General features: G+C 58.9%; 20 protein-coding genes. 13 read left to right on the top strand and 7 right to left on the bottom strand.

Features of this window, described 5'->3' with window-relative positions; all coding sequences use genetic code 11:
* Window positions 1-4 precede the first annotated feature (4 nt).
* Both IEU99_RS08795 and IEU99_RS08790 read right to left on the bottom strand, forming a co-directional pair.
* Window positions 5-166 (bottom strand): YbdD/YjiX family protein, encoded by a 162-nt coding sequence (locus IEU99_RS08795; protein WP_123932974.1) that lies wholly within the window; start codon window positions 164-166, stop codon window positions 5-7.
* Window positions 163-2,385: a carbon starvation CstA family protein gene (locus tag IEU99_RS08790; RefSeq protein ID WP_128889093.1), complete on the bottom strand. Its 2,223-nt coding sequence runs from the start codon at window positions 2,383-2,385 to the stop codon at window positions 163-165. Before IEU99_RS08790 ends, IEU99_RS08795 begins: the two co-directional genes overlap by 4 nt.
* A 265-nt stretch (window positions 2,386-2,650) precedes the next feature.
* Here IEU99_RS08790 and IEU99_RS08785 point away from each other — a divergent pair, with 265 nt between their 5' ends.
* The 3 genes from IEU99_RS08785 to IEU99_RS08775 are packed head-to-tail and all read left to right on the top strand — an operon-like array spanning window position 2,651 to window position 6,336.
* Window positions 2,651-3,409 (top strand): ATP-binding cassette domain-containing protein, encoded by a 759-nt coding sequence (locus IEU99_RS08785; RefSeq protein ID WP_229718453.1) that lies wholly within the window; start codon window positions 2,651-2,653, stop codon window positions 3,407-3,409.
* Window positions 3,406-5,550 carry a YhgE/Pip domain-containing protein gene (locus tag IEU99_RS08780; protein WP_128889092.1) on the top strand — a complete coding sequence of 715 codons (2,145 nt, stop codon included), beginning with the start codon at window positions 3,406-3,408 and terminating at the stop codon, window positions 5,548-5,550. Before IEU99_RS08785 ends, IEU99_RS08780 begins: the two co-directional genes overlap by 4 nt.
* A 3-nt stretch (window positions 5,551-5,553) precedes the next feature.
* Entirely contained in the window at window positions 5,554-6,336 is a 783-nt protein-coding gene (locus IEU99_RS08775) for a potassium channel family protein (protein ID WP_128889091.1), read from the top strand.
* Here the strand turns inward: IEU99_RS08775 and IEU99_RS08770 are convergent.
* Window positions 6,333-7,949 carry a VanW family protein gene (locus tag IEU99_RS08770; protein WP_229718452.1) on the bottom strand — a complete coding sequence of 539 codons (1,617 nt, stop codon included), beginning with the start codon at window positions 7,947-7,949 and terminating at the stop codon, window positions 6,333-6,335. The two genes, IEU99_RS08775 and IEU99_RS08770, sit on opposite strands and share 4 nt — an antisense overlap.
* 21 nt (window positions 7,950-7,970) lie before the next feature.
* Here IEU99_RS08770 and IEU99_RS08765 point away from each other — a divergent pair, with 21 nt between their 5' ends.
* Together IEU99_RS08765 and IEU99_RS08760 are read left to right on the top strand one after the other, a co-directional pair.
* Complete coding sequence (locus IEU99_RS08765; RefSeq protein WP_123932966.1) at window positions 7,971-8,171, top strand: DUF2613 domain-containing protein; 201 nt, start codon at window positions 7,971-7,973, stop codon at window positions 8,169-8,171.
* A complete protein-coding gene (locus IEU99_RS08760; protein ID WP_308488785.1) occupies window positions 8,126-10,813 on the top strand; it encodes an alpha-(1->3)-arabinofuranosyltransferase domain-containing protein in 2,688 nt (895 codons plus the stop codon). The genes IEU99_RS08765 and IEU99_RS08760 overlap by 46 nt, the downstream gene beginning before the upstream one ends.
* 1,881 nt (window positions 10,814-12,694) lie before the next feature.
* Here IEU99_RS08760 and IEU99_RS08755 read toward each other — a convergent pair.
* Window positions 12,695-13,693, bottom strand: coding sequence for an acyltransferase family protein (locus IEU99_RS08755; RefSeq protein ID WP_229718450.1), 999 nt, complete (start codon window positions 13,691-13,693; stop codon window positions 12,695-12,697).
* A 30-nt stretch (window positions 13,694-13,723) separates the two neighbouring features.
* On the opposite strand from IEU99_RS08755, the gene IEU99_RS08750 reads away from it, so the two are divergent.
* Together IEU99_RS08750 and IEU99_RS08745 are read left to right on the top strand one after the other, a co-directional pair.
* Entirely contained in the window at window positions 13,724-14,446 is a 723-nt protein-coding gene (locus IEU99_RS08750; RefSeq protein WP_164931123.1) for a porin PorA family protein, read from the top strand.
* Window positions 14,431-15,690, top strand: a complete 1,260-nt coding sequence (locus tag IEU99_RS08745) for a hypothetical protein (RefSeq protein ID WP_128889087.1) — start codon at window positions 14,431-14,433, stop codon at window positions 15,688-15,690. The genes IEU99_RS08750 and IEU99_RS08745 overlap by 16 nt, the downstream gene beginning before the upstream one ends.
* Here the strand turns inward: IEU99_RS08745 and IEU99_RS08740 are convergent.
* Window positions 15,591-16,661, bottom strand: a complete 1,071-nt coding sequence (locus tag IEU99_RS08740) for a glycosyltransferase family 4 protein (RefSeq protein WP_128889086.1) — start codon at window positions 16,659-16,661, stop codon at window positions 15,591-15,593. The two genes, IEU99_RS08745 and IEU99_RS08740, sit on opposite strands and share 100 nt — an antisense overlap.
* A 19-nt stretch (window positions 16,662-16,680) precedes the next feature.
* Between IEU99_RS08740 and IEU99_RS08735 the strand changes: the two genes are divergently transcribed.
* Window positions 16,681-17,361 (top strand): class I SAM-dependent methyltransferase, encoded by a 681-nt coding sequence (locus tag IEU99_RS08735; RefSeq protein ID WP_123935818.1) that lies wholly within the window; start codon window positions 16,681-16,683, stop codon window positions 17,359-17,361.
* Here the strand turns inward: IEU99_RS08735 and IEU99_RS08730 are convergent.
* Window positions 17,339-19,126, bottom strand: a complete 1,788-nt coding sequence (locus tag IEU99_RS08730) for a phosphoenolpyruvate carboxykinase (GTP) (protein WP_123959304.1) — start codon at window positions 19,124-19,126, stop codon at window positions 17,339-17,341. The genes IEU99_RS08735 and IEU99_RS08730 overlap by 23 nt on opposite strands.
* Before the next feature lie 218 nt (window positions 19,127-19,344).
* On the opposite strand from IEU99_RS08730, the gene trmB reads away from it, so the two are divergent.
* Genes trmB through IEU99_RS08705 form a run of 5 tightly spaced genes read left to right on the top strand, consistent with a single transcriptional unit; the run spans window position 19,345 to window position 24,165 of the window.
* Window positions 19,345-20,067, top strand: coding sequence for a tRNA (guanosine(46)-N7)-methyltransferase TrmB (gene trmB / locus IEU99_RS08725; protein ID WP_128889085.1), 723 nt, complete (start codon window positions 19,345-19,347; stop codon window positions 20,065-20,067).
* Window positions 20,064-20,663, top strand: a complete 600-nt coding sequence (locus IEU99_RS08720; protein WP_338323370.1) for an NYN domain-containing protein — start codon at window positions 20,064-20,066, stop codon at window positions 20,661-20,663. The genes trmB and IEU99_RS08720 overlap by 4 nt, the downstream gene beginning before the upstream one ends.
* Window positions 20,656-22,833 (top strand): MMPL family transporter, encoded by a 2,178-nt coding sequence (locus IEU99_RS08715; RefSeq protein WP_128889083.1) that lies wholly within the window; start codon window positions 20,656-20,658, stop codon window positions 22,831-22,833. Before IEU99_RS08720 ends, IEU99_RS08715 begins: the two co-directional genes overlap by 8 nt.
* Before the next feature lie 4 nt (window positions 22,834-22,837).
* On the top strand, window positions 22,838-23,863 hold the full coding sequence (locus IEU99_RS08710) for a lysylphosphatidylglycerol synthase transmembrane domain-containing protein (RefSeq protein ID WP_128889082.1): 1,026 nt from the start codon (window positions 22,838-22,840) through the stop codon (window positions 23,861-23,863).
* Complete coding sequence (locus tag IEU99_RS08705) at window positions 23,860-24,165, top strand: DUF3054 domain-containing protein (protein WP_123959294.1); 306 nt, start codon at window positions 23,860-23,862, stop codon at window positions 24,163-24,165. Before IEU99_RS08710 ends, IEU99_RS08705 begins: the two co-directional genes overlap by 4 nt.
* Here IEU99_RS08705 and IEU99_RS08700 read toward each other — a convergent pair.
* Window positions 24,098-24,973, bottom strand: a complete 876-nt coding sequence (locus IEU99_RS08700; RefSeq protein ID WP_128889081.1) for an SLAC1 family transporter — start codon at window positions 24,971-24,973, stop codon at window positions 24,098-24,100. The genes IEU99_RS08705 and IEU99_RS08700 overlap by 68 nt on opposite strands.
* Window positions 24,974-24,999: the final 26 nt, after the last annotated feature.

Genomic DNA, 24,999 nt, shown 5'->3' with positions numbered 1-24,999 from the left:
ACCCCTAACAACACCTCGCCCCTGGGTTGCGGTCTTGTTCCTTGTAGTGCTCGCGCCAGAACTCTTTGCGGCTCATCGGCGCGTGGGTGCAACCGGAACGCTCGTGGAATTCCACATAGCGCTCGTATTTATCTGCACCCATCACGCCTTTGAGGAACTTGATCATGCCCTCGCCTTTGCCTCTTTGTACTGCTTCCACTGCTTCTCAAGCTCACGCTCGGAGTGGGTGGGCACAAGGTCTGCAGGTGCGTAGATCTGGGACTCCACATAAGGGTCATCGTGATCCACGATCTTCTTCTTGCGAATCGCCTGAATGGTGCGCAAGGCGGAGATTCCCACCACGATCAGGGTAAGCACCACAAAGAGGATGGAAAGCGAACCCTGCACCAAGGTATTGCGCACCACGGCTTCGATTGCCTCAGGCGAGCTGGCGGTGCCGTAGCTTTGGGCTCCCGATTCCAAGGCCTCCTTGGCCTTGAAGTGGTTGGCCCAATAGCCGATCTTCGGGTCTGAAGAAAAGATCTTGTAATAGGACCCTACGACGGTGACCACGACGTCGAAAAGCAAAGGAACGATGATGATCCACAGGTACTTCACGCGGCCCTTATGCGCGGCGATGCTCAAGCACACGGCCAGGGCGATGGCTGCGAGCAGTTGGTTGGCAATACCGAAGAGGGGGAAGAAGGTGTTGATGCCGCCAAGCGGATCGGTCACGCCCAACACCAAGATGCCGCCCCAGCCGGCAACCATGACTGCCGTGGTGATCCACACGCCCAAACGCCAGGAGGAATCTTGGAATTTGGGAATGAAATTGCCCAGGGTGTCTTGGAGCATGAAGCGGGCAACGCGGGTGCCGGCGTCCACGGCGGTGAGGATAAAGAGAGCCTCAAACATGATGGCGAAGTGATACCAGAAGCTCATCAGATCCAAACCAGGCAGCATTCGGTGCATGATGCCTGCCATGCCAACGGCAAGGGTGGGGGCACCGCCGGTACGAGAGACGATGGTGTGCTCCCCTACCGCCTCTGCGGTGCTGGAAAGCTGATCTGGGGTGAGGTTCACGCCGGTGAGCCCGAGGGAGTTGACAAAGGCGGCCGCACCCTCGACGGTGCCGAGGGTGGCGCCTGGTCCGGAGTTCATGGCGAAGTAAATGCCGCGATCCACCGTCAAGGCCGCAACGAAGGCCATGATGGCCACGAAAGATTCCATGAGCATGCCGCCATAGCCAATGAAGCGGGTTTGGCGCTCTTTTTCTACCAGCTTCGGTGTGGTGCCAGAAGCAATCAGGGCGTGGAAGCCAGAGAGCGCACCGCAGGCGATGGTGACAAAGAGGAAGGGGAACAGCGGGCCGGTAAAGACCGGGCCGTCGGAACGCGAAGCGAATTCGGACATTGCCGGCACGGAGATCTCAGGGCGCACCACCACGATGCCAATGGCTAGAAGGACGATGGTGCCGATCTTCATAAAGGTAGAAAGGTAATCGCGCGGTGCGAGCAAGAGCCACACCGGCAATACGGCGGCCACGAAGCCATAGATGATCACAGCCCACGCCAAAGTGGTGCGCTCCAGGGTGAGGTGTTCAATGCCCCACGCCGAGGAGCCCACATAGCCACCGGCGATAATGGCGGCGATGAGCAGCACGAAGCCGATCACCGATACTTCCATCACGGCACCGGGGCGGATATAGCGCAGGTAGATGCCCATAAACAGCGCGATCGGGATGGTCATACCCACCGAGAACACACCCCAGGGGGATTCACCAAGAGCATTGACCACCACGAGGGCCAAGATGGCGGTGATGATGATCATGATGGCCAAGGTGGCGATGATTGCTGCGTAGCCACCAATGGGGCCGAGTTCATCCTTGGCCATCTGGCCAAGTGAACGTCCGCCGCGGCGCATGGAGAAGTGCAGGACGAGGTAATCCTGGACGGCGCCGGCGAAGATCACGCCCACGATGATCCAGATGGTGCCGGGCAAAAAGCCCATTTGTGCGGCAAGCACTGGGCCAACGAGCGGGCCGGCGCCGGCGATCGCCGCGAAGTGGTGCCCGTAGAGCACGCGACGATCGGTGGGCATGTAGTCTTTGCCGTCTTCTTTATATTCGGCCGGTGTGGCACGGGAATCGTCCGGGCGCACGAGTTTATCTTCGATGAATTTGGCGTAGAAGCGGTAGGCGATGAAATAACTGCACACCGCAGCGAAGACGAACCAGATGCCGTTGACTGTTTCGCCGCGCACAAACGCGATCATCACCCAGGCCACGCCGCCGAGCAATGCGATGGCTGACCAAAGCAGCACCTTTTTTAATGTCCAGGTGCTGTGGTCACGTTCGAGCTGCTCAGGTTCCACGTGGTTGGGTGGTCTGCTGACTGCGGTGGTCATTTTTCGCCTCCTTTTAGGCTCCACATTTGAGGGGTTCACCTTCGAGGGGAAGGTGGTATAGCCTCAAGATTAGTGTTTTATAGCCAACACTCTATAGGCACCCATGACATAGCTCTCAGTCCTGGCGCAGAACCCATCGCGACACAAAATGACCACTTAACAACCATTTCGGCTTTGTAAACACTCCGGCTTGCCCTATTATCCGGAGGGTACACACTCACTTACGGTCGCAAATGGCTGTACTAGCAGCAGAAAGATCACGGTCTTGGCAAAAGCAATTGAACCCGCTGTTGAAGCCTCCGGCGACCCGGTCGAGGTTGAACCGGCAGTCGTTGCCCACGACATTGCCGTGCGAGGCGAAGAAGGCCCAGCCTACGGGCCGCTCGATGTTGAAATTCCAGGTGAAGGACTCACCATCCTCAATGGTCGTGGCGGCTCAGGCCGCACCGCGCTCGCGCTCACCATTTCCGGGCGCATGAAGGTAAACGAAGGCGAGATCACCGTCCTCGGCGAATCTGAGCCCAAAAAGATCCGCAACATGGTGGCCATCGCCGGCGTGGAGTCGATCGACGCACTCGACCGATCGGTGAAGGTTCACGAGATCCTCACAGAGCATCGAGCCTGGTCAAAACTCTGGATCTCCTGGAGCAAACCGGCAGATGAGGCCTACCGCGACGAGCTTTGTTCCTTCGTGTTTGGCCACCGCGATCTACCACCAATGGATGTGTATATCTCGCAACTATCCAGCCTGGACCGCATCCTGTTGCGCATTTGCCTTGCCTTAAGGCCCGCCAATGGAGCCGAGATCAAGATGCTGGTCATGGACGACTTTGAGCAGGTTCGCGAACAAGAAGATCGCCTGGTGCTGCTGCACTCGCTGCAAAGAATCGCAGAAAAGATCCCCGTCGTGCTCAATGCCGTGAACCCCGTCGAGGGCGTAGAGCACCACCAGATTGAACTGTTTACCGACGAAGGCCACCTCCAGCCCGAGAACACCGGCCGCCACCATAAGGACGAGAAATGATTTCCGGATTCCACATCGGCACGGAACTTCGCCGATTCAAACGAGCAAAACTCGCGCGCGTGGCCATCGTCGCAGTGATTTTGATGCCACTGCTGTACTCCGCGCTCTACCTCTGGGCGTTTTGGAACCCCTTTGGCAACGTAAGCAAGCTACCCATCGCGCTGGTGAACTCCGATAAGGGCATCACCGTGCAGGGCAAAGAGCTCGAAGCCGGCGACCAGATCGTCAAAGCCCTCCACGAAAATAAAGAGCTGACCTGGACAGAGACCTCGGCTGAGGACGCTTCCAAGGGCGTGAAAGACGGCGAATACTACTTCGCGCTGGAGATTCCTGAGAATTTCTCCCAGGCAGTAGCCTCCCCCACCACCGATGATCCCCAAAAAGCCCAATTGCGCGTGACCTACAACGACGCCAATGGCTACCTCTCTACCCTGATCGGCCAAAATGCGATGCGCGAGCTGCTGCAGGTTGTCTCCGATGAGCTGGGCGCCCAGGTGGTTGATCAGATCCTCTTAGGCGTCGTGGATGCAGGCACGGGCCTGCGCATGGCCGCCGAAGGTGCCGGCAAGCTCGAAAACGGCGCGAACAGCCTCGAAAGCGGCTTAGTGAAGCTCACCGACGGTGCCAATACACTCAACACCAAACTTGGCGATGCCGAAGACGGCTCCAAGCAACTCGCCGCCGGTGCCAATGAGCTTTCCGACGGCACCTCGAAGCTGGCCAACGGCGCAGGGCAACTTGCTGGCGGCACCGCAGAGTTAAACGCCGCGGTAGATGAGGCCACTGGAAAACTCAGCGCACTGACTGGTGGCGTTGGTGAACTCGCCGGCGGCATCGACCAAGCAGGCAAGGGCGCTTCTGCCATCAATGATGGTGTGCAGGCCCTGCAGGCCAAGGCCGATGAAGTAACCGAGCTGCAAACCTTAAACTCTGAGACGGCCCGCGAGATCGCCCGCCAATTGCGCCTGATTCCCGGCCGCCAAACCAACCTTCTGGCAGATCAGCTTGATCAGCTTGCCGTTGCCATCGACACCAATGCCCTGGGCAAAGACTCCATCTACACCGCCCAAATCCGCGAGCTTTCCGACGGCACGGCACAACTGGCCTATCAACTCTCTGATCCCAACGCCCCACTTCGTGGCGGCGTAGAAGAACTACGCTCGGGCACCCAGCAACTGCCAGGCAAACTCGGCGAGCTGCAAAATGGTGTGAAACAACTCAACGATGGTGCCCAGGCCTTAAACCAAGGCGCACTGGCTCTAAACCAGGGCGCAACCCAGCTTTCCGCCGGCGCCAATGAGCTCTCAAGCGGCATTACCCAACTGCATGCCGGCGCCGGCGAATTGGCCACCAATATGGTCACAGCAGAAGATGGCGCCAAGCAGCTTGCAGATGGCTCCAGCGAGCTGCACGATAAGCTCGCCGAGGGTGCCCGCCAGGTGCCTCAGTGGAATGAACAGCAGCGCCTCGACACCGCCACCGTGGTGGGCGGGCCGGTGATGCTCACCTCGGGCAATGATGCCGGCGAGAACACCTTCGGCGCAGGCCTTGCACCCTTCTTCTTCTCCCTGGCACTGTTTATCGGTGGCATCATCGTGTTCCTGCTGCTTCGCCCCATGCAGGCACGCGCAGTAGCAAGTGGCGTTGCCCCACTGCGCGCCGCACTCGATGGCCTCTGGCCGGCAGCGCTGATCGTCACCCTGCAAGCAACGGCAGTGTTCCTGGTGACCATCTTCGGCGTTGGCCTCAACCCGGTGTACCCGGTAGCACTTTGGCTCTTCTCCATCCTGGTCGCGGTGGTATTTGCGGCACTGAACCAAATGTTTAACGTGCTGCTTGGGCCTGGACCAGGCAAGGTTGCGGCCATGGCCTTCCTCATGCTGCAGATCATCGCCTCCGGTGGCCTCTATCCGGTGCAGACAGAACCGAAGATCGTTGAGTTCTTCGCCCCGGTCAACCCCATGACCTACACCGTCAATGGCTTCCGTCAGCTCATTTACGGATCCCTCGATGAGCGCCTGCCCATTGCCATTGTGGTGCTCCTGCTGGTGCTGGCCGGCTGCCTGACGGCCACAGCGCTGGGTGCACGCCGCGACCGCACCTGGACAATGAAGCGCTTGCACCCAGCCATTAATATCTAGGCAATGACCCTTCGAGAAAGCATCGCGCGAGCATATCGAATCGTCTTCCACCCGGAAGTCCCAGAAGACGCCTCTAAGTTAAAGCGTTGGGAACTTCGGGTGGAAGGCCCCATGCTGATTGTCTCGATGGTCTTTCTCATCCTCTTTGCCTGGTCCGCACTGGGTAAATCAGACCAACTCTGGACGCAGATCGCAGAAGTTGGTCTTTCCATTGCGTGGGTGGCGTTCATTATTGACTACGTGGTGCGCCTATCCCTTGCAGAACAACGCAAGCGATGGTTCTGGCGGCACCTCCACGAACTGCTGCTGGTGGTCCTGCCAATGTTTCGCCCGCTGCAAATCCTGCGCATCGTGCCGATCCTGTTCTTATTGCAGCGCTACTCCACTCAGAACCGCTCAGTCACCGTCGCCATTTACACCGCAGTCAGTTCGGTGCTGCTGGTGCTGGTGGCTTCGCTTTCCATCTACGACGTGGAGCAGGGCTATCCAGAAAGCCAGATCGCTAACTTTGGCGACGCCCTATGGTGGTCCATCGTGACTGTCACCACCGTCGGCTATGGCGATATTGCGCCAGTCAGTGCCGCCGGTCGATTCATCGCCATCATGCTCATGCTTGCAGGTATTGCCGTCGCCGGTGTGGTGACAGCAACCATCGCCTCCTGGCTGATTAAGCAGGTAGAAGGCGAAGCTGAAGATAAGGAAGACCCCGTACAAGCCGAGATTCGCGCACTCCGCCAAGAAGTAGCGGAGCTGCGCAAAAGCCTCAAAGACGGGCAGCAGGATTAGCTACAGCGCACGATCGGCTGGGGATCGTACACAGTAGTTTGGGTTTCCCTAGAAATCTCAGCCCCAGAGAGGTTCTTAATAATCCGAGTATCGCTGGTGCTAAAACCTTGGGCGCCCGAGGATGGCGTGCAATTAGCCCCAGATACCTGCATCACCTGCGGCGAGGTATAGGCCCAACGCCCACCATTGACCGACTCCACATTCACCGTTTTTACCCCAAGCAACTTCACCGTTACCTGACCCCCACCTGCGGAGGTTTGGATAATCACCGGGTTGGGCGAGTCATTCTTAAACTGCAGGTCAATGGCGCCCTCGTACACGGTTGCCTCACGTCCGGCTGGGTACCGCGAAATGTAGTAGCTATGCGGGGTGTGGGCCACATCCTGCATCCCGGCAAAGTAGGCAGCGTTATACAAGGTGGTAGCAAACTGTGAGATGCCACCGCCCACGGCCTTATCGGCACGACCGTTGAGGATCACCCCAGATTCCACAAAACCCTGTGCGGTGCCACGTGGCTCGGTGTAGCCATTGAGCGAAAACGTCTCGCCCGGTGCAACAAACGCACCGTTGACCATCTGGGCTACGCGGGCAATATTCACACCCGAGGCATCGCTATACCCGCCGGTGGTGAATTCACCCACCACGTCGTCAAAGCTCGCCTGCTGCGCCATCTCCGTGGTGTACGTAGCTTTTTCATCCTTGTACACGGCCTCACGCTCACGCGGTTGATCCGTGGTGGGATCAAAACCTTTAAGTGTTGCCTCCCATTCAATGCTCACCCCATCGCTATGCGGGGTGACCTCCATGCTGGGATAGTTCACTTTGGCATTGCGCAAGGGCCGTTCTGTAGGTCCAAGACCTTCTTCAAAAATGTGCTGGGCTGCTTCTACATTGACCTTGGGTTCGAGGCGCTCAAAGCTCACCACCTCCGCCATACGCTCCGGGGGAATCACCCCATCGGCATCGCGGCCATGAATCACATAGGGGCTACTCACGGCCTGCTCGGCGGCGGGAAGCGCTTTTTCTACGGCCTTTTGGTCAAGTTCAGGGTGCGTGACCTCAGGTTCCAGCTCAACACCTTCTGGCCACTGCTCAATCAAGGCCTGCTCTACCCCTTCGACCTTCTGGCCGTTTGCAGGCTGCGGATCCACATTGACCTTCCCACCTGCAAGGTTGAGCCCTGCTTCTACCGGTTCGGGCGATAATTCGGCGCGGATCCGATCCACCTGCGGGCGAAGCAGCGCCTCATCAACGGTGCTGGCAACGGGAATTTCATAGGTGCTAAAGAAGCTTCGTACTCGCGTAATCGGGTTCAGCGCTTGTTTTCCAGCACCGTCAATCGTGGCCTTCCAATCAGGCATCACACCAGACGCTGCCGGGTTAAAACTGGAGCGCAAATCGCCCGCTTGCACCTCAACGGGTGCCGAGGGATCAATTTCGCGTTCTAGCAGCGCTTGAGCTTCCGAGGGATCCATCCCGCCAATCTCAACTCCACCCACCGTGGCACCCCGAGGTACCTGCCCTTGGGTGAGCAAAAGATCCGCGCCGTAGAGCACACCAATACCCACGACGATGCCCGCGCCTGCTAATACTGCTTTCTTCACTTCAACCAATCTACCTGTAAGCTGGTTGCCATGGCTTTTGACTCCGACTCTCTCAACGCTCGCACGTTGGGCCCCACGATCGCCAGCGCGATAGTCGGTGTTGCTATTGGCGTCGCCGCGATCTTTGGCATTTCGATGATCAACGATTCCTCCCAGTCCAACGCTGTGGATGCCGACCAGGCACTATTGGGCGACCCAGAATACGGCTCCCGCGAGGGCGGATCACGCTAAGTAGGCGCCTGGCGCACCTGTGGGGCTGGCTTGGGGCGCTAGCCATCGCCTTCTTGCAGCCCTGGGGCAAGGTGGCCGCAGACACAAAACACGATCTAGCGGCAGACCCTTCTGGCTTTCTCGCCCAAGCCCTGCACGCCTACTCTCCCATCTTCCCCCTGGGGCAGATCCAAAATCAGGTCTACGGCTACCTTTTCCCACAAGGCCTGTTTTTCCTGCTCACCGACTGGATGCCGGACTGGGTTGCCCAAAGGCTGTGGTGGACCATCGTGTTGGGCGTGGGCTATTCGGGCGCGCTGATCCTCTTCCAGCGCCTCGGCTTGGGCGTGCAACCCCTGGCCGCGGCCTTATATGCGCTTTCCCCGCGCGTGCTGACCACACTTACTGCCATCTCTTCTGAAACCTGGCCCGTGATGCTCGCCCCATGGGTGCTGTGGCCGCTGGTGGCCAAGAAGCCCTGGGTGGGCGGATCCTTGCTGGCAGTGGCGATGATGGGCGCGGTCAATGCCGCAGCTACCCTGGCCGCCCTGGTCCCGGCAGGCCTCTATTTAGCTTATCGACGCCGCGCGCTCATCCCCTGGTGCCTGGGGGTCATCGGCGTCTCGCTGTGGTGGATCATCCCCCTGCTCGTCTTCGCCCGCTACTCAGTGCCCTTTGTGGATTACATCGAAAACGGTCAAGTGACCACCCACTGGCTCAATTTCGCCGAAGTGCTGCGCGGCACCACCTCCTGGACGCCCTTCGCAGACGTGGAACGCCAAGCCGGCGTGCTGCTAGTACACCAGCCGGTCTTCATCCTGGGCACCTTGCTGGTGGCAGGCATCGGCCTGGTGGGACTTTTGAAGGTGCGCGGCTTTTGGCTATGGCTGTTGTCCTTGGGTCTGGGCATCTTCGTGTTCGCCGCACTCTTCCCCTCGCTGCTGGACGGCCCGCTGGTGATGTTTCGCAACGTGCACAAATTTGATCCCCTCGTGCGCCTGCCGCTGGCAGTGGGCATTGCTGCGATCCCGGCGCGCCACCGCATTGCCGTGGCGTTGGCTGGTGTGGTTGCTGTCGGGCCGATCTTCGGCCGCCTGCTTCCCATCGGCGCTTATGAGAAGGTGCCCGACTACTACCACGAGGCAGCCGACTACCTGAACGGCCTGGATACCCGCGTGCTGATCCTGCCCGAGGCCAGCTTTGCCCGCCAGGATTGGGGTTGGACCCGCGATGATCCCTTCCAGCCATTGTTGGATGTGCCTTGGTTATTACGCGATGGCATTCCCCTGGTCCCCCCAGAGGCGATCCGCAACCTCGATGGTCCAGTGAATAAGGCCAATTTGGAGCGCCTGGGGGTGGGCGCGGTGGTGGTGCGCCACGATTCCGCCCGCCGCATCAGTGAGGACGCCAAGGCTGAGCTGGGCACACCCGACCACCACTTCGGCGAATTAGACGTTTATACGCTCAAGCCCGGCCGCGGCATGTACGTGGCCGATTCCATCACCACGGTCGCCGGTGGCGGCGAGGCCCTGGCCATGCTTGGGCCCGGCACTTTCAAGCTTGTGAGCGGCGACGCGCAGATCGTCACCGACACACCCCTTGCCGTGAACCGCAATTTTGGCACCCTGGACAACGCGGCTTCGCAGCCACTGATGGAGCCGGGGCGCGACTATGCCTCGGTGGGCGATCCTGTGAAGGTGGTAGAGCGCGGCGGGCACGCCAGCACCCCTGACTCCTCTGCTTTTGATGGGGATACCTCCACGGTGTTCTTTGGCAAGAGCATGGATATTCACGCCGATCAACCCCAACAGCAGCTCCTGCTGCACGTGTCCAAGCCCGGCAAGGTGAAGATCAGTGCCGATGGTTTTGAGCAAGAGGTGAAGGTGGAACAGCAAAAGGTAGTGGATGTACCGAACCTGCAAGATATTCGCCTCGAAACGGATACGGGTCTAGTTGAGGTGGGCTTTGGCGTGCGCCGCGTAGTGCATGTGGATGCAGGGCCTTCGGTGCAGCAATACGTGTTCAACGGCAACCGCGAATTTACCGTGCCGCGCACCATGACCCTGCAGATGAGCCGCCCGGCGTGGATCGATGGAACATTGCAGGCTGGCGAGGTCACACTCACCGCAGGCACCCATGAGATTCGCACGCGCAAGACTGTCACGCTGGGCAAGGCCACCCCGGTGCCCATGGATCCAGTGCTGGTGACCACCCTGGCCACCAATCCCGGGCTGCGGGCAACACAGAACGGGCAGGAGCTTGAGCCAGTGGAGGTGAATGCCGCGTCCCAGGGCTTCAAGCTCAACGGCGATGACAAGGTTGAGATCACCTTTGCAGGTGAGCGCCCCTACCAAGCTGGATTGATCTTCGGTGCATGTGCAGGTTTGATCACACTGTTGTTCTTTAGGCGCCCACGCTATGAGCCCGCCCCCGCCGATGACGGCGAGTTCCCCCTCGGGCTGCTTGCGCTGGGACCAGGACTGGTGATGGTGCCAATTACCTGGGCGGTGCTCAAGTTCAGCCGCTTTGGCCGCGAGGCGTGGATCTTCACTTGCCTGGGGCTATGCGCCATGTGGATGATGCGCGCACCGGCGGCGTACCCGCAGGCGCTCACCTTGGTGGCTGCGGGCGCGGTGGCGGCGGCGCTGTTGCCGAAGCGCTAGTTTGTACTAATCGAGGACGTTGCTTGAAACATCTGATCCTCCACACAGGAAGCCTTAAATATCGCATCCTGACGCAGCGTTGACCCCAAAGCATCGCCGAAAGGTAGCCAAACTCTTCATCGAAGAAGGCTGCCTTTAGGCGAATCGCACATTCGTCGAAAATTAATCACGCCACCGGACACTCAGCAACCAAGTTCCATGTTTGGTCGGAATACACGCACCCACGCCCCCGAAAGTCGCTTCATAGTAGGCGAGCTTGGCTAAACATTCAAACTGCGAACCGAATACTCTGGATACGTTGTCCCAGATAGAACGATCTTGTCCTGTTGCCTGCATGGTGATGTTTTGCGAATTTGGAGAAGCGGAGGCCACCTCGGGTGAGAGGATAAGCGGTACTATGCAAGCAAGGAAGTAAGCCGCTTATGCAATCTCATGATCAATACTCCAATCGCGAAGGGAGAAAATGAACAATAAGGACAATATTTATTTTCAATTAGTCGACGAGCTAGGCACCTCTATAGACAAGGAATATTTTGAGACCACGTCGATTTTGATTGACCGAATTAAATTCTTGCTAGAAAACTTTACGGATAACAGGGGGGAAATTGAGTCCAATAGGTTGGCATTATCACTAATCACTACCGTTGCCGACTTGGAACTCAAAATTAACAAACTGCAACAGTTGCATCGAGAAGGGAATTGCGAATAATCCTCCTCCTTACAGACGATTCAATCGTGTGCCAACTCTGCTGGTATGGGTTGACTTACTTCAAATTTAGAGCTTTTTCGAAGCGTTGAGCAAGGGGTCGGAGTGCAAGGGGTTCCCGTATTTGGGTCAAGTCGAAACTAGAGTGTCCGAAGGTTCGGATGATTGCGATGTATCGGCAATATTTCACTGGTGTGAGTTACCACAGAGAGGTATGCCGGTGAATGCGGTTGCGCTCGTCGTGGAAATCGCGACGACATACCCTAACTTTCGAGGAGGGGCCTTTGTTCCGCCACGAAGCGCACAACGTCCTCTCGGAACTCATTGTAGTTTTCCATTGTCACCTGTTTATCCTTTGACGGCAACGGCCCAAATTGCCGAACTTCCAGGTGTCTTTAGACGAGCATCTGTCCCGATGTTGAAATCGAGACGTTTACCTCGGTGAATTCGGGGAATGAGACACGCCTGCATGAAGCCCTCGGGCGCCGCTCCCCAACTGAGATCGAGGGAGCATTTTGGAAAAACCGCAGCCGAGACACCACACCAGAAATGAAAGCAAATTTCCAGGAACAAAAGCCAAGGCACTTCACCTCGATGTTTAGAACGAGCATTTCGAAGCGCCATGGTGACGAATTCAAAGCGCTGTGGTGACGATCTCGAAGCGCCTTCATATGCCAGCGCTCCCGTCTTCCAGGTACGCATCCGTAAGCACTTCGGGTGACTGAACAGATGATCGCATCGCGTTTCTGCGGAGCTTTCTAAGATGCGGTGGCTTCCCTGAAAGGAGCCCGTAGAGCCAGGGTTCTCTAATCGCAGGATCATGTGGCCGACGGCCAGTTCAAATTGTACTGTTCACCAGCGCGTTCATTACCTAAACTGTGAAACCGAATGGCCACTAGCGCACCGATGCTGAATGCCTACTCGATCGATAGGCCGGAACTGGTCAGGCTTGTGGGCTCAAAGGTTGGTGGCATTGGCCTCGATCAGCCCTCCAGCGCTCAGCCGTAGCCGTGACCGGCGGATGGATTTTCGCTCGATCTGAAAGTGCTTCGAGATCGTCACCACACCGCTTCGATTTCGTCACCACGGCGCTTCGAAATGCTTGTTCTAAACACTCAATCGTCCAACATTGCGGCAACACCGCGATTCCGGTCAATCGGAAGGGCAGCCCCTTTTCACGGACGACTTGCAACCTTGCGCCTGCCCCGCGCGCTGAATTTGGTCTCCACGTAGCGGTAGCTCAAATCCGCTACGGCAATGGACATCACGATGGTCACGGCACTCACCAACACAAAGTGGCCACTGAAGGGCTTGATGCCCAGCATGGGCAGGACAATCGACAGTACCGGGAGGTGCCAGAGGAACAGCGAATAACTGATGCGCCCCAGCCACTGCAGGGGCTCGGTGCGCAGCAACCTGGAGTTCCAGGCCGCCAGCATGACGAAGAGCCCGAAGAGCGCGCCGAACAGGATTTTGCGGAAAAACTGCAGGGGGCTTGGGTGATCCAGCCCCAGCGGGCCGAACCACATCTGGCCTGCAATCCACGCCACCACCAGTGCCGGAACCCAGAACCACACACTGGCGCGCTTGGGCTCAAACTCCGCCAGCAGCAGGCCTACCCCAAACCAGGGTAGGTAGGAGAAGGGGAAGATCTGGAAGTTCACCCCGCCTTCTGGCCAGGGCATGAGCGTCCAGGCAAAACCAAAAAGCATCAGTGCCACGATCACGCCCACGCGCACCTTCTTTTCCCGCTTGCCCACGGCCCAAAACAGCACCGGCAGCCCCAGGTAGAACGCCACCTCCACGCACAGCGACCACATGTGTGTGAGCCCACCGGCTAACCCATTGGGCAGATAAATTTGACCGAAGAAGAAGGTGGCGAGGATCGCCTCGGGTGGGGTGCGGAAGGCGTCGAAAAGCAAGGCAAACGTCAGACCCACGCACACCCAATAGGCTGGGACGATGCGCCAGAAGCGGCGGCGCAAATAGCCTTGGGGGCGGAAATCGCGCCAGAGCAGGAACGCGGAGAGGGCGAAAAAGACGGCCACGAAGTAGTCGAAGCGCGCCAGGACGGCACTCTGAGTACCTGTTTGGAAGGCGGTGTGAGTCAGCAGCACGCCTAAAGCTGCGACACCGCGCAATCCCTCAAGCTGCGGCAGGTACGATGAAGACACTAATTTCAAGATTCTAGGTTGGAGATCGGATTGCGCAAAGTAATCGCTGCCGCGGTATTACTGGTGCTTGCCACGGTGGTTCCCCCGCTGATCACTAGCCGCATCATGCCCATCCCCCTCAATTCTTCGCACACATATATCGCCCACGGCGATCACACCACCTTGACCCGCCAGATTGATACCTCAGATCCTGGCATCAAAGACGAGGTGAAAGTGCATGTGCAGGACACACTCAAAAATGATGCAGGTAAAACACTGATTAGCGTCGATGATCACCTTCAACTGATTCGTCACTCCACCTATCCTGTGTTGGACAATAATTCCAGTATCGCTGTGACCGTGCTGGGCAAAACGGACAAACGCGAGCGTTTCACCCGCAACGGACTGCAGTATTTCTTCCCATTCAATACTGAGCGGCGCTCCTATGATTTCTATGATGTTTTCGCCGGCGATAGCGCACCGCTGGATTATGTGCGCCAAGACGGCGATGCGTATGTCTATCACCAAAAGCGCGAGCATGTAGAGCGAACCATTTGGGTGGAGCCAAAAAGTGGCACCATCCTCAACGAGGTGGAGCACCTCACACTGCCTGGGATCGACACCACCCTCGAATGGGATCAAGCCACCCAGGACGCAGCCCGAACACACGCTGATCGCACCAAACACACCTTGCAGGCGCTTCGAATCGCAAGCTTTATGCTCAAGCTGTGTGCCGTACTCCTTATCGCTGTAGCGCTATGGCGTCGCCGCTGATTCGTTGGCCAGTGCTGTGGTCGGCACTGCTGATTACACTCCTGCTCTGGCCCTTCGCCACCCCAGGCATGCTGGGACTTCGCGACATGGTCGTGGTCCCCCACCCCGCCGTCTCTTTCGGCGATCTTCCCGCGCGCAACTTCCCCCAAGACGGCATCCTCGCGGTTCTTGGCAAGCTTTTCGACGCCTCCTACGCCGCCCGCCTCATGCTGCTTGCAGGGGCAATCGCGGGTGCGTATGGGGCGAGCCGCTTTGGGCAGCGCACCTGGGGCAAAATCGCCGCTATCACTTTGTGCCTGTGTAACCCCTTCACCATCGAGCGCCTGCACCAAGGCCACTGGTCTTTGGTGATTGCTGCCTGGCTGCTGCCCCTGCTGGTGGCTACCAAGAATCCGCTGGTGCTGTGGGCCTGTTCGCTCACACCCACCGGTGCGGTGATCGCCACGGTCGTGGGGGTTGCCACCGGCCCGTGGAAGAAGATGCTGCTGGTTGGCGCCTTGAGCTCTTTGAGCTGGCTTGTGCCCAGCTTGCAATCCGTGCCGGACAGCAGCACGCATGCCTACCTGGCAAGCCGCACGGGCAATATCTGGAACGCGGAGGTGGCGGTATGGCTGCCCATGCTCGCGCTGTTCGGACTGTTGCTCCTTGCGCCTAGGCGCCTGCAGATCCTCGCCTGGTCCGGGTTGATACTCATGCTGGCCATACCCTGGCTGCTGTGGTTGCCGGGGGCCTCGCTGTTTCGCGATTCCAATAAGCTGCTCATGCTCGCCCTGCCCGCCATGGTGGCCGGTGCCGCGCGCATTCCTCCCCTAGCCTTAGTGTTCGCCGCCCTGAGCTTCCGCCCGCTTCCCGACGTGACCGTACCCACCCCTGATCTGCCCCGATCCGAAGGCGACCTGCTCATTGTGGACAGCCGCGGCATCGTCGAATACCAGGGGCGTGTGATGGTGGACCCGCGCCTGAAAGCAAACAGCTCCGTGCAGGCAGGCGAGCTGCGCGTGGATGGGGAGATCACCGATCAAGCCTCGCCCCGCTATACCGAAGCACTCAAGCACCTAGACGATGATGCCTGGCTGCGCGAACACCATATCGGGCTGGTGATTGACGGCGACTCCCAGCGAGAAATCGGCGGTATCACGAAGCCTCAACCCTTGGGCTGGGCGCTCATTTTCTCCTGGTTCGCAGTGCCGATGATCTGCATAAAGCGCCGGCCAGTCTCCTCCCAGGAGAACTGCTGCGCATAGTCCCTTGCAATGGCGCCAAGGGTTTGGCGGCGTTGTGCGTGGAAAAGCAAAAGGCGCGTAGCGGCAAGGAAATCGGCGTGGGTATCCACCAGGAGGCCGCCGCGGACGGAATCACGAAGCCCACCTGAACTGCGATAACCAATGGTGGGCACCCCGTGCAGGCCAGCCTCAATCACGGCCAAGCCCCAGCCTTCCTTGGCAGAGGGCATAAGGTGCAGGCAGGCGCGCGCGAGGAGTTCATGCTTGCGGCGCTCGCTCACGTGGCCGTGAAAATGCACGCGATCGGCAACATCAGCGGCATAAGCGCGCAGGCGTTCCTCCCACCAGCCGGAACCGATCACGTCCAGGTGCGCCTCGGGGATGGCGCGCACGGCGTCGATGGCGTGCTCAATGTGTTTATGTGGCACCAGCCTGCTCAGGGTGACCATGCGGAAGGGTTCCTGGGCGGCGCTGGCATTCACCCGGTCCACGCCATTGCGGATGATGGCTACGCGGCGCACCCCCAAAGCGCGCAGTTCAGTAGCACTGGGTTCAGACACCGTCACCCACTGGGCATTGCGATAGACAAAGGGCGCGAACTTCGATTCCAGCCACCAACCCACCCGGCCAAGGAGGCGTCCTGCCACCGGCCACTGCTCGCGGTGGCAATGGTGGCTCAGCACCACCACCGGTGCGCGCGTGGCCAGACGCGCGAAGAAGGGGATGCCGTTTTGGGTATCTACCACCACATCAAAACGCCTGCGCCACAGCCACAGCAACGCGCGCGGGTACACGCTGAAGCGTCCGCCGGCGCGCGAGAAGGTGATACCGCCGCGCTGTTCTTGTTTGAGTGATCCGGGATAGTGGGCGGTGCGAAACGTCACCTCGTGCCCGCATGCGGAGAGGTATTCGCCTACTCGCTCAAGGTAGCGCTCGGAGCCGCCACCTTGGGGGTGGCTGGTGTCGCGCCAGCAGAGCAGGAGAATCTTCATGGCCGTTATGCTATCGCGCATGGGTTTTTTCACTTTGCGCCGGTCGCTGAAATTGCTGCTTTCCTTCCCGCAGGAGCAAAAGGATCCCGAGCGCTTCTACACGGATCTCGCGCGCGATACCCGGCGTATGCTGGAAGAACTCTTAGGCCCTATCAGTGGCAAGCGCATCTTGGACGTCGGTGGTGGCCCCGGTTATTTCCGTGAGGCCTTCGCCGATTGCACGTACATCTCTTTAGAGCTCGACGGTGGCGATGTGCGCGGTGATGCCCAGGCTCTGCCCTTTGCCGATGGGGCTTTCGACGTAGTGTTTTCCTCCAATGTGGCCGAGCACGTCCCGCACCCTTGGGTGATGGGTGATGAGATGCTGCGCGTTGGCGGCGATGTGGTGCTCAGTTACACCATCTGGTTAGGCCCATTCGGTGGGCATGAGACGGGCTTGTGGCAGCACTATCTTGGCGGTGAATTTGCGCGCGATCGCTACACCAAAAAGCACGGGCATCCGCCCAAGAACTCCTTTGGCACCACCATGTTTGCGGTCAGTTGCGCCGAGGGGCTGCGCTGGGCTGATCGGGCGATTCCGGATAGCGAAAAGCTCGCGTTCCCCCGCTACCACCCACGCTGGGCGTGGTGGATGGTGAAGGTGCCGGGGTTACGCGAGCTTTTAGTAAGCAACCTGGTTATCGTGCGACGCGCTGCTTGAGCGCCTCGAACTGATCAAAGATCTCCTTTGGCACACGATCGCCCAAGGTCTTGAGGTATGCCTCATTATCTTCAACCTCTGCCTGCCACTGCTCGGCAGGTGCGCTGAGTGCCTCGCGCACGTCTTCGAGCGGGGTGTCCAGGCCGGTGAGGTCCAGGTCCTCGGCGCGGGCGGTGTGGCCTGCGGGGGTCTCGTCGGCTTCGACACGGCCTTCGAGGCGATCCACGATCCACTTGAGTACGCGGGAGTTATCGCCAAAGCCAGGCCAGAGGAAGCGGCCATCATCGCCGCGGCGGAACCAGTTCACCAGGAAGATCTTGGGCATCTTCTCGCCGCCCTTTTCACCCATGTCAATCCAGTGCTGCAGGTAATCGCCCACGTTGTAGCCGATGAAGGGCAGCATGGCCATTGGGTCGTGGCGCAGTGCGCCAACCTTGCCCTCGGCAGCGGCGGTCTGGCCGGAAGAAAGCAGGGCGCCAACCATGGTGCCGTGGTTCCAGTCGAAGGTCTCGGTCACCAGCGGCACAGTGTCGGGGCGACGTCCACCGAAGAGGATGGCGTCGATGCGCACGCCCTTGGGATCCTCGAACTCCTCAGCAGCAATCGGGCACTGCGAGATCGGCACGGTGTAGCGGGAGTTGGGGTGGGAGGCGTCGGTGCCGGACTCCGGAGTCCATTCATTGCCCAACCAGTCGATGGCGTGCTCGGGCTTGTTTTCCAGCTCTTCCCACCAGACATCGCCGTCGTCGGTAAGCGCAACGTTGGTAAACAGGGTGTTGCCTGGCTCCATGGTGTACATGGCCTGGGGGTTGGACTTGTAGTTGGTGCCAGGTGCCACGCCAAAGAAGCCGTTTTCTGGGTTGAAGGCGTAGAGGCCGTCTTCACCGAAGCGCATCCAGGCAATATCGTCGCCCACAACCTCGGCCTTCCAGCCTTCGATGGTGGGGTTGATCATGGCCAGGTTGGTCTTGCCACAAGCAGAGGGGAAGGCCGCTGCAATGTGGTAGGTCTTGCCCTCGGGCGAGGTGAGCTTGAGAATGAGCATGTGCTCGGCAAACCAGCCCTCTTCCTTGGCCATCACCGAGGCGATGCGCAGGGCGAAGCACTTCTTGGCCAGGATGGCGTTACCGCCGTAGCCGGAGCCGTAGGACCAGATTTCCTTGGTCTCTGGGAAGTGGGTGATGTACTTGTCGTCATTGCATGGCCATGCAACGTCTTGCTCGCCTGGTTCCAGGGGTGCGCCCACGGAGTGCAGGCAGCGCACGAACTCGCCGTCGCCGAGGCGCTCAAGGGCTTGATCGCCCATGCGCGTCATGATGCGCATGGAAAGCACTACATAAGGAGAGTCGGTGAGCTGCACGCCGATCTTCGGGTCGTCGGCGGCAAGAGGGCCCATGGCGAAGGGCACCACGTACATGGTGCGGCCTTTCATGGCGCCACGGAAGCGTTCACGCAGCTCGGCCTTCATGGCCTCAGGCTCAGCCCAGTTATTGGTAGGACCTGCGTCTTCTTCTTTTTCGGAGCAGATGAAGGTGCGTGATTCTACGCGTGCGACGTCTTCTGGGTTCGAGCGCGCAAGGAAGCTATTGGGGCGCTTTTCCTCGTTGAGCTTGATTAGCGTGCCGCTTTGCACAAGCTCCTCGGTGAGGCGATCCCACTCTTCTTGGCTGCCGTCTACCAGTTCCACCTTATCGGGTTGGAACAGTGCTACGTTTTCCTCAATCCAGCTCAGAAGTGCCTGATTTTTAATGCGCTCGTTGAGCATCGCGTCTCCTTGTCGTTGATTCCTCAATCCAGCGTAGCCACTTATTTTGCCCCCGATCATGGGTCAAAATGTTGCTTACACCACAAAATCGGCTCACCTGCGGTTCTACCCCCGAAAGCACGAAGCCAACCCTCCATTACCCGTTGGGATTCAATCCCCCGATTGGGGGTAGCTTCTGCTCATTGCTCTTCTCCTGCGAAAAGGGCAAAATTGAGGGGATGCCTAATTCTCAAACCAATTTCAACGAAACCTTCGATAACGACCTCGATTACCCCCGCCTCGGTTCCGTGAGCTTCCGTCGCGGCACGCTCACCGATAACCAAGAGGCCAACTGGAATCAGCATTGGCCACGTCTGGGTAAAGAGCTATCCAAGGAGCTTATCGACGTCCCCGCGTGGTTCAACCGCGAAGCGCCCACCATCCTCGAAATCGGCTCGGGCACGGGAACATCCACCGCAGCCATGGCGCCGCTCGAAGCAGATACCAATATCATCGCCGTGGAGCTCTACAAGCCAGGCCTGGCCAAACTCCTTGGCGCGGTGATCCGCGAAGACATCGACAATGTGCGGATGATCCGCGGCGATGGCGTGGAAGTACTCACCCACATGTTCGCCCCGGCCTCCCTCGATGGCGTGCGCATCTTCTTCCCAGATCCCTGGCCCAAGGCCCGCCACCATAAACGCCGCATCATCCAATCCGGCGTGCTCAACCTCATTGCCTCAAGGCTCAAACCGGGTGGCGTGCTGCATGTGGCAACAGATCACGCCGATTATGCGCAGTGGATTGATGAGCTCGTAGACGTCGAAAAGCAATTGGAATATATGGGCTGGCCTTGGCCGGAATGCCCGCAACTGACCGACCGCCAAGTCATCACCAAATTTGAGGGCAAGGGGCTAGAAAAAGACCACACCATCCGCGAATTCCTCTGGAGGCGCAAGTGAGCAAGAAGCTGCTGCTAGTTTGGGATGCGCCCAATTTAGACATGGGTCTTGGCGCCATCATCGGCGGAAGGCCAACCACCGCACACCGCCCCCGCTTCGATGCCGTGGGCAAATGGCTCCTGGCTCAAGCCGGTCGCATCAGTCACGCCACCGGCGAGCACACCGAGGCCGAGGCCACCGTCTTTACCAACGTCACACCCGGCGCCGCCGATCAAATCAAGCCCTGGGTAGAAGCGCTGCGCAACGTCGGCTTCGCGGTGTTTGCCAAACCCAAGCTCAACGAGGACACCGACGTTGATCCAGACATGGTGGAATTCATCCAAGCCAACCGCGATGAGCTTTCCGGCGTCGTGGTGGCCTCTGCCGATGGCCGAAACTTCAAAGACCTCCTCGAAGACCTCGACTGCGATGTCACCGTCCTTGGCTTCCGCGAACACGCCACCTGGGCTTTGAACAGCGAATCCATCAACTTTGTGGATCTAGAAGACGTCCCAGGGGTCTTCCGCGAGCCACTACCGCGCGTGGATCTTGATAATCTCCCGCCAGAAGGCGCCTGGCTTGCACCTCTTCGCCCCTTGAGGAGCCTGAGTGTTTAATAAATGGGGCAATGCGGCGTATCGCTTCCGAAAAGTCATCCCGCTGGCCATCCTCGCCATCATTTTGGGGCTCTATGGCATCTTCGGCGTCAAGCTCGATGATCGCTTAAGCCAAGAGGGCTGGGATGATCCAGGTTCATCTTCCACCCAAGCCGCTCGTATTGAGCAAGAGGTATTTGGGCGCGATGCAAGCGGCGATGTGATCTTGTTATTCGATGACATCGGGCGCAAGGATGAAATCCAGGCGTATCTGAATCAGCTCAAGTCCGATCACCCGGATCAGATCAAGCAGATCGTGAGCTATTTCGATAACCAGCAGGAGATCATGCGCAATGGCGATACGGCCTTTGCCGCCGTATCGCTTCAAGGCGATGGCGAACAAACACTGAAAGATTTCCGCGAAATCAAACCCGACCTGCAGTTCGAGGGCATGGAAGTAGCCGGTGCTACCGCCGTAGCCGATGCCTTAGACGAAGGCATGGCAGGCGATATCCACCGCGCCGAAATCTACGCCCTGCCCGCCGTGGGCCTGCTGCTCCTGCTCGTGTTCGGATCCATCGTGGCAGCACTGATGCCGTTGATCGTAGGCGTGCTTTCCATCCTCGGTTCCATCGGCGTGCTCGCCGTGATCGCAGGGTTTACCCAGGTCAATGTGTTTGCCTTAAGCGTGGTCACCCTCTTAGGCCTTGGCCTTGCTATCGACTACGGCCTGTTTATGGTGTCGAGGTTTAGAGAAGAACTCGCCCGCGGCCAAGAAGTTCCAGACGCAGTGCGCATCACCACCGCCACTGCAGGCAAAACCGTGGTCTTTTCCGCAGCCATGGTGGCAGTGGCCTTATCGGGCCTGTTCGTGTTCCCGCAGGCCTTCCTCAAATCCGTGGCCTATGGTGCAATCAGCGCCGTCGGTTTGGCCGCCTTGCTTTCAATTACCCTGCTGCCGGCCATCTTTGGCCTGCTAGGTAAGCGCATCGATCTTGGAACCGTGCGCAAAACCCGCCCCGAGGCTCGTCGTATTCGCGATACCTGGTGGTATCGCCTGCCCGCTTGGTCGATGCGCCACGCCAAGGCCGTGACCTTCGTGATCGTCATCGGCTTGCTTGCGCTTACCGCGCCGCTTTTTGGCATCAAGTTCGGTGGCATCAACGAAACCTACCTGCCGCCAAATAACCAGGTGCGCGAAACGCAGGAGCGTTTCGATGACACCTTCCCAACCCTGCGCACCGACCCCATCAAATTGGTGGTCCGCGGCGCCGATAATGCCGAATTGGTAGAGATTTACCAGCAGGCCAATGAAGTGCCCGGGCTTACCGACCGCTTCAAGGCCTCCCAGGCCACCAAAGATGGCGTGACCGTCCTATCGGCTGGCATTAGCAACCGCGAAGATAACGCCGCCGTGGTCAAGCAACTGCGCGATATCGACGTCCCAGAAGGCGTAGAGGTCTATATCGGCGGCACCCCGGCCATGGAAGTGGAATCCATCGAGGCACTCTTCCATCGCCTGCCGCTGATGGCCCTGTATATCGTTGCAGCCACCTTCATCCTGATGGCCTTGGTATTCGGCTCCTTCATCCTGCCCGCAAAGGCAGTGATCATGACCATCCTGGGCATGGGCGCGACCTTAGGTATCCTCACCGCAATGTTCGTTGGTGGCGTGGGAGCGGACCTCTTCAACTTCTCCCCCGGCCCGCTGATGAGCCCCGTGCTGGTGCTGATCATGGCCATCGTGTACGGCTTATCCACCGACTACGAGGTGTTCTTGGTATCGCGCATGGTGGAAGCCCGCGATAATGGCGCCAGCACCGATGAGGCCATCAACTACGGCACGGCACGCACCGGCGGCATCATCACCGCCGCCGCCTTGATCATGATTGTGGTGTGCGGTGCCTTCGGGTTCTCCGAGATCGTGATGATGAAATACATTGCCTTTGGCATGATCGCCGCTTTGCTTTTCGACGCCACCATCATCCGCATGATGCTGGTGCCCGCAGTGATGCACCTGTTGCGAGAAGATAACTGGTGGGCACCGCGCTGGGTGAAGAAGGCTTCTGCTGCCCTTGGGCATAACCAGGTGCGCGTAGCACAGCCTGGCCGATCCGGCCGCCCGGCGACGGGCAATAATGAACTGGTTCCCTTCAATGAACTAGTCAACCGACTCCAACGCGAGGACTAACACCATGAAGAAGTGGCTGCGCTTCTTAGGACCGCTGGTAATCATTGCCATCGCGGCATTCCTCCTGCGCGATAAAATGCCCTTCCTTGCTGGTGGTTACCAAGAAGTCTTAGAGGCCAATAACTTCGGCCTCTTCCTCGCGCTCATTGCGACCCTCGCATCGATGGTGGCCATGGCCGAAGTGATGCGCCAACTGCTGCAAGCGGGAAGATCCAAAGTCTCGATCTGGAAAACGCTCGAATTAACCTTCGTGGCCAACTCCTGGTCTTCGACCTTCCCGGGCGGGGCGGCCATCAGCACCGTGTATCAGTACCAAACGATGCGTAAATGGAATGTTTCGGTGATGGTGAGCTCGTGGTTCATCATCGTCTCCGGTGTGCTTTCCACCCTGTGGTTGGTCGGCCTTGGGCTGGTGGCAGTGATGTTCCTGGGCGCATCGTTTAGCATCTGGCCGCTGCTTGGCACCGCCGCGGTGATGCTGGGCATCGCCTCCCTGGTCTACCTTGCCACCACCCACCCCAAAACCACCTCGAAAATCATCTGCACCGAGGTGCGTGCCTTTAATAAGCTGCTGCGCCGCGACCCAGACCGCTGGATCCCAGAAATCCGTTCGCATATCCGCCAACTCAACTCCGTGTATCTGCCGTGGCGCCGCTTCATCGTCATTGCGACGCTGAGTCTTTTGAATTGGCTGCTTGAAATCATCGGCCTTTGGCTGTGCATCTGGGCGGTTACCGAGCAATTGCCGGGTCTTGAGCGCGTGGGCGAAAACCCCTCCTTCTTGGGCGTGGTCTTAGCCTTTGTTACCTCCAAGATCGTGGGCACCGCCCAGATCACCCCCGCAGGTCTTGGCCCTGTAGAAGCCGCCATGACCGCTAGCCTTGTAGCAGTAGGCATGACTGCTTCGAGTGCCTTCGGCGCCGTCTTTGTCTACCGCATCTTGACCTTTGCCCTTATGACCATCCTCGGGTGGATCATCTACCTCATCTCGGTTGCCCGAGGTGGGCTGAAAGCAGGAAGAACAACATGAAAACCCTCGGTATCGACCTCATTGCCGTCTTTATTTTCGCTGTACTTGCACGCCTTGCCCACGGTGGCCTTGGCGTTGTAGCCGTCTTAGACACCTTCTGGCCTTTTGCCATTGGTGCAGTTCTTGGCAATCTGCTTGGCCGTGGCCGCGGTCTTGTGGTGTGGCTGTGCACCGCCATCACCGGCCTGGCCATTTGGGGTGTGCGCCACGGCGAAATCCCCCACTGGAGCTTTATTATCGTTGCTTCGCTGATGTCGGCTGTGCTGCTGCTTGGATGGCGCCGCCTGTGGCAGCCCAAGTAAGGTGCAGCAGCAACAGCACCAGCAATACATGGGCGACGGTATCGAAACCGCTTAGGTGCGCGCCCAAGCACACGGTGCCAACCGGGAAGGTGGAGGCGAACCAACTCGGGTTATAGGGCATCGACCAAGCCACCGACCAGTGGCGATACAAGGCATACGCCACCAGGGGCACCCCGATGCTGAGCATGATCACCCCATAGAGCTGGGTGCCCCACAAGAGGTGGGCTGCCGCGGTGGATTGGCCAACGATGCCAAGGGGGATCCAGGTGGTGGTGCGAAGCGCCAGCGGCACCTCGGCGCGTAGATATGCCACCACAAAGGTTGGTACACCCGTGCACCAGCCCAAGAAGAACATGGCCATACCGATGTGCATGATGAATGGGCTAGCTAAGTGAGCTCCCAGTTGTGCTGAGCTCGTGGCCGTCACCATTGGGGCTACCAGCGGCAAACCCCAGGTAAAGGCAGCGGGGCCGGCCTTGCCGCGCAGCAGTGCCGCCGTGTACCACAGGCAGGTAATCACGCTCAGTGCACCACCGATACACCAGGCGGCTGCATGCACCCACCAAAGCCCCAAGATGGTGGAGTAGGCGGTGCCGAGGGCGAGCACGCCCATGGAATACATGCCCCAAGCGGGCATAGTGGCCGTGCAGAAGCGCTCTTTACGGCTGACTAATAGCAGCAAGACGGTGGCTGCGATGAGCAGGATATAAGAGAGCCAAGAAAGCCCAAAAATAGAGGTCAATGTGGCCGTGATGCTGGTGCCCATCAAGGCACCTGACCAAGTAGGTCCGAGTGTTCGAAGTTTCATACTGCAAAGCCTAAGACCCTGCAGGC

Origin of the sequence: Corynebacterium pelargi, from assembly GCF_014635485.1 — a bacterium.
Classification (GTDB): Bacteria; Actinomycetota; Actinomycetes; order Mycobacteriales; family Mycobacteriaceae; genus Corynebacterium; species Corynebacterium pelargi.
The sequence above is the reverse complement of the archived record's forward strand: the minus strand, read 5'-3'. Positions and strand labels throughout refer to the sequence as shown.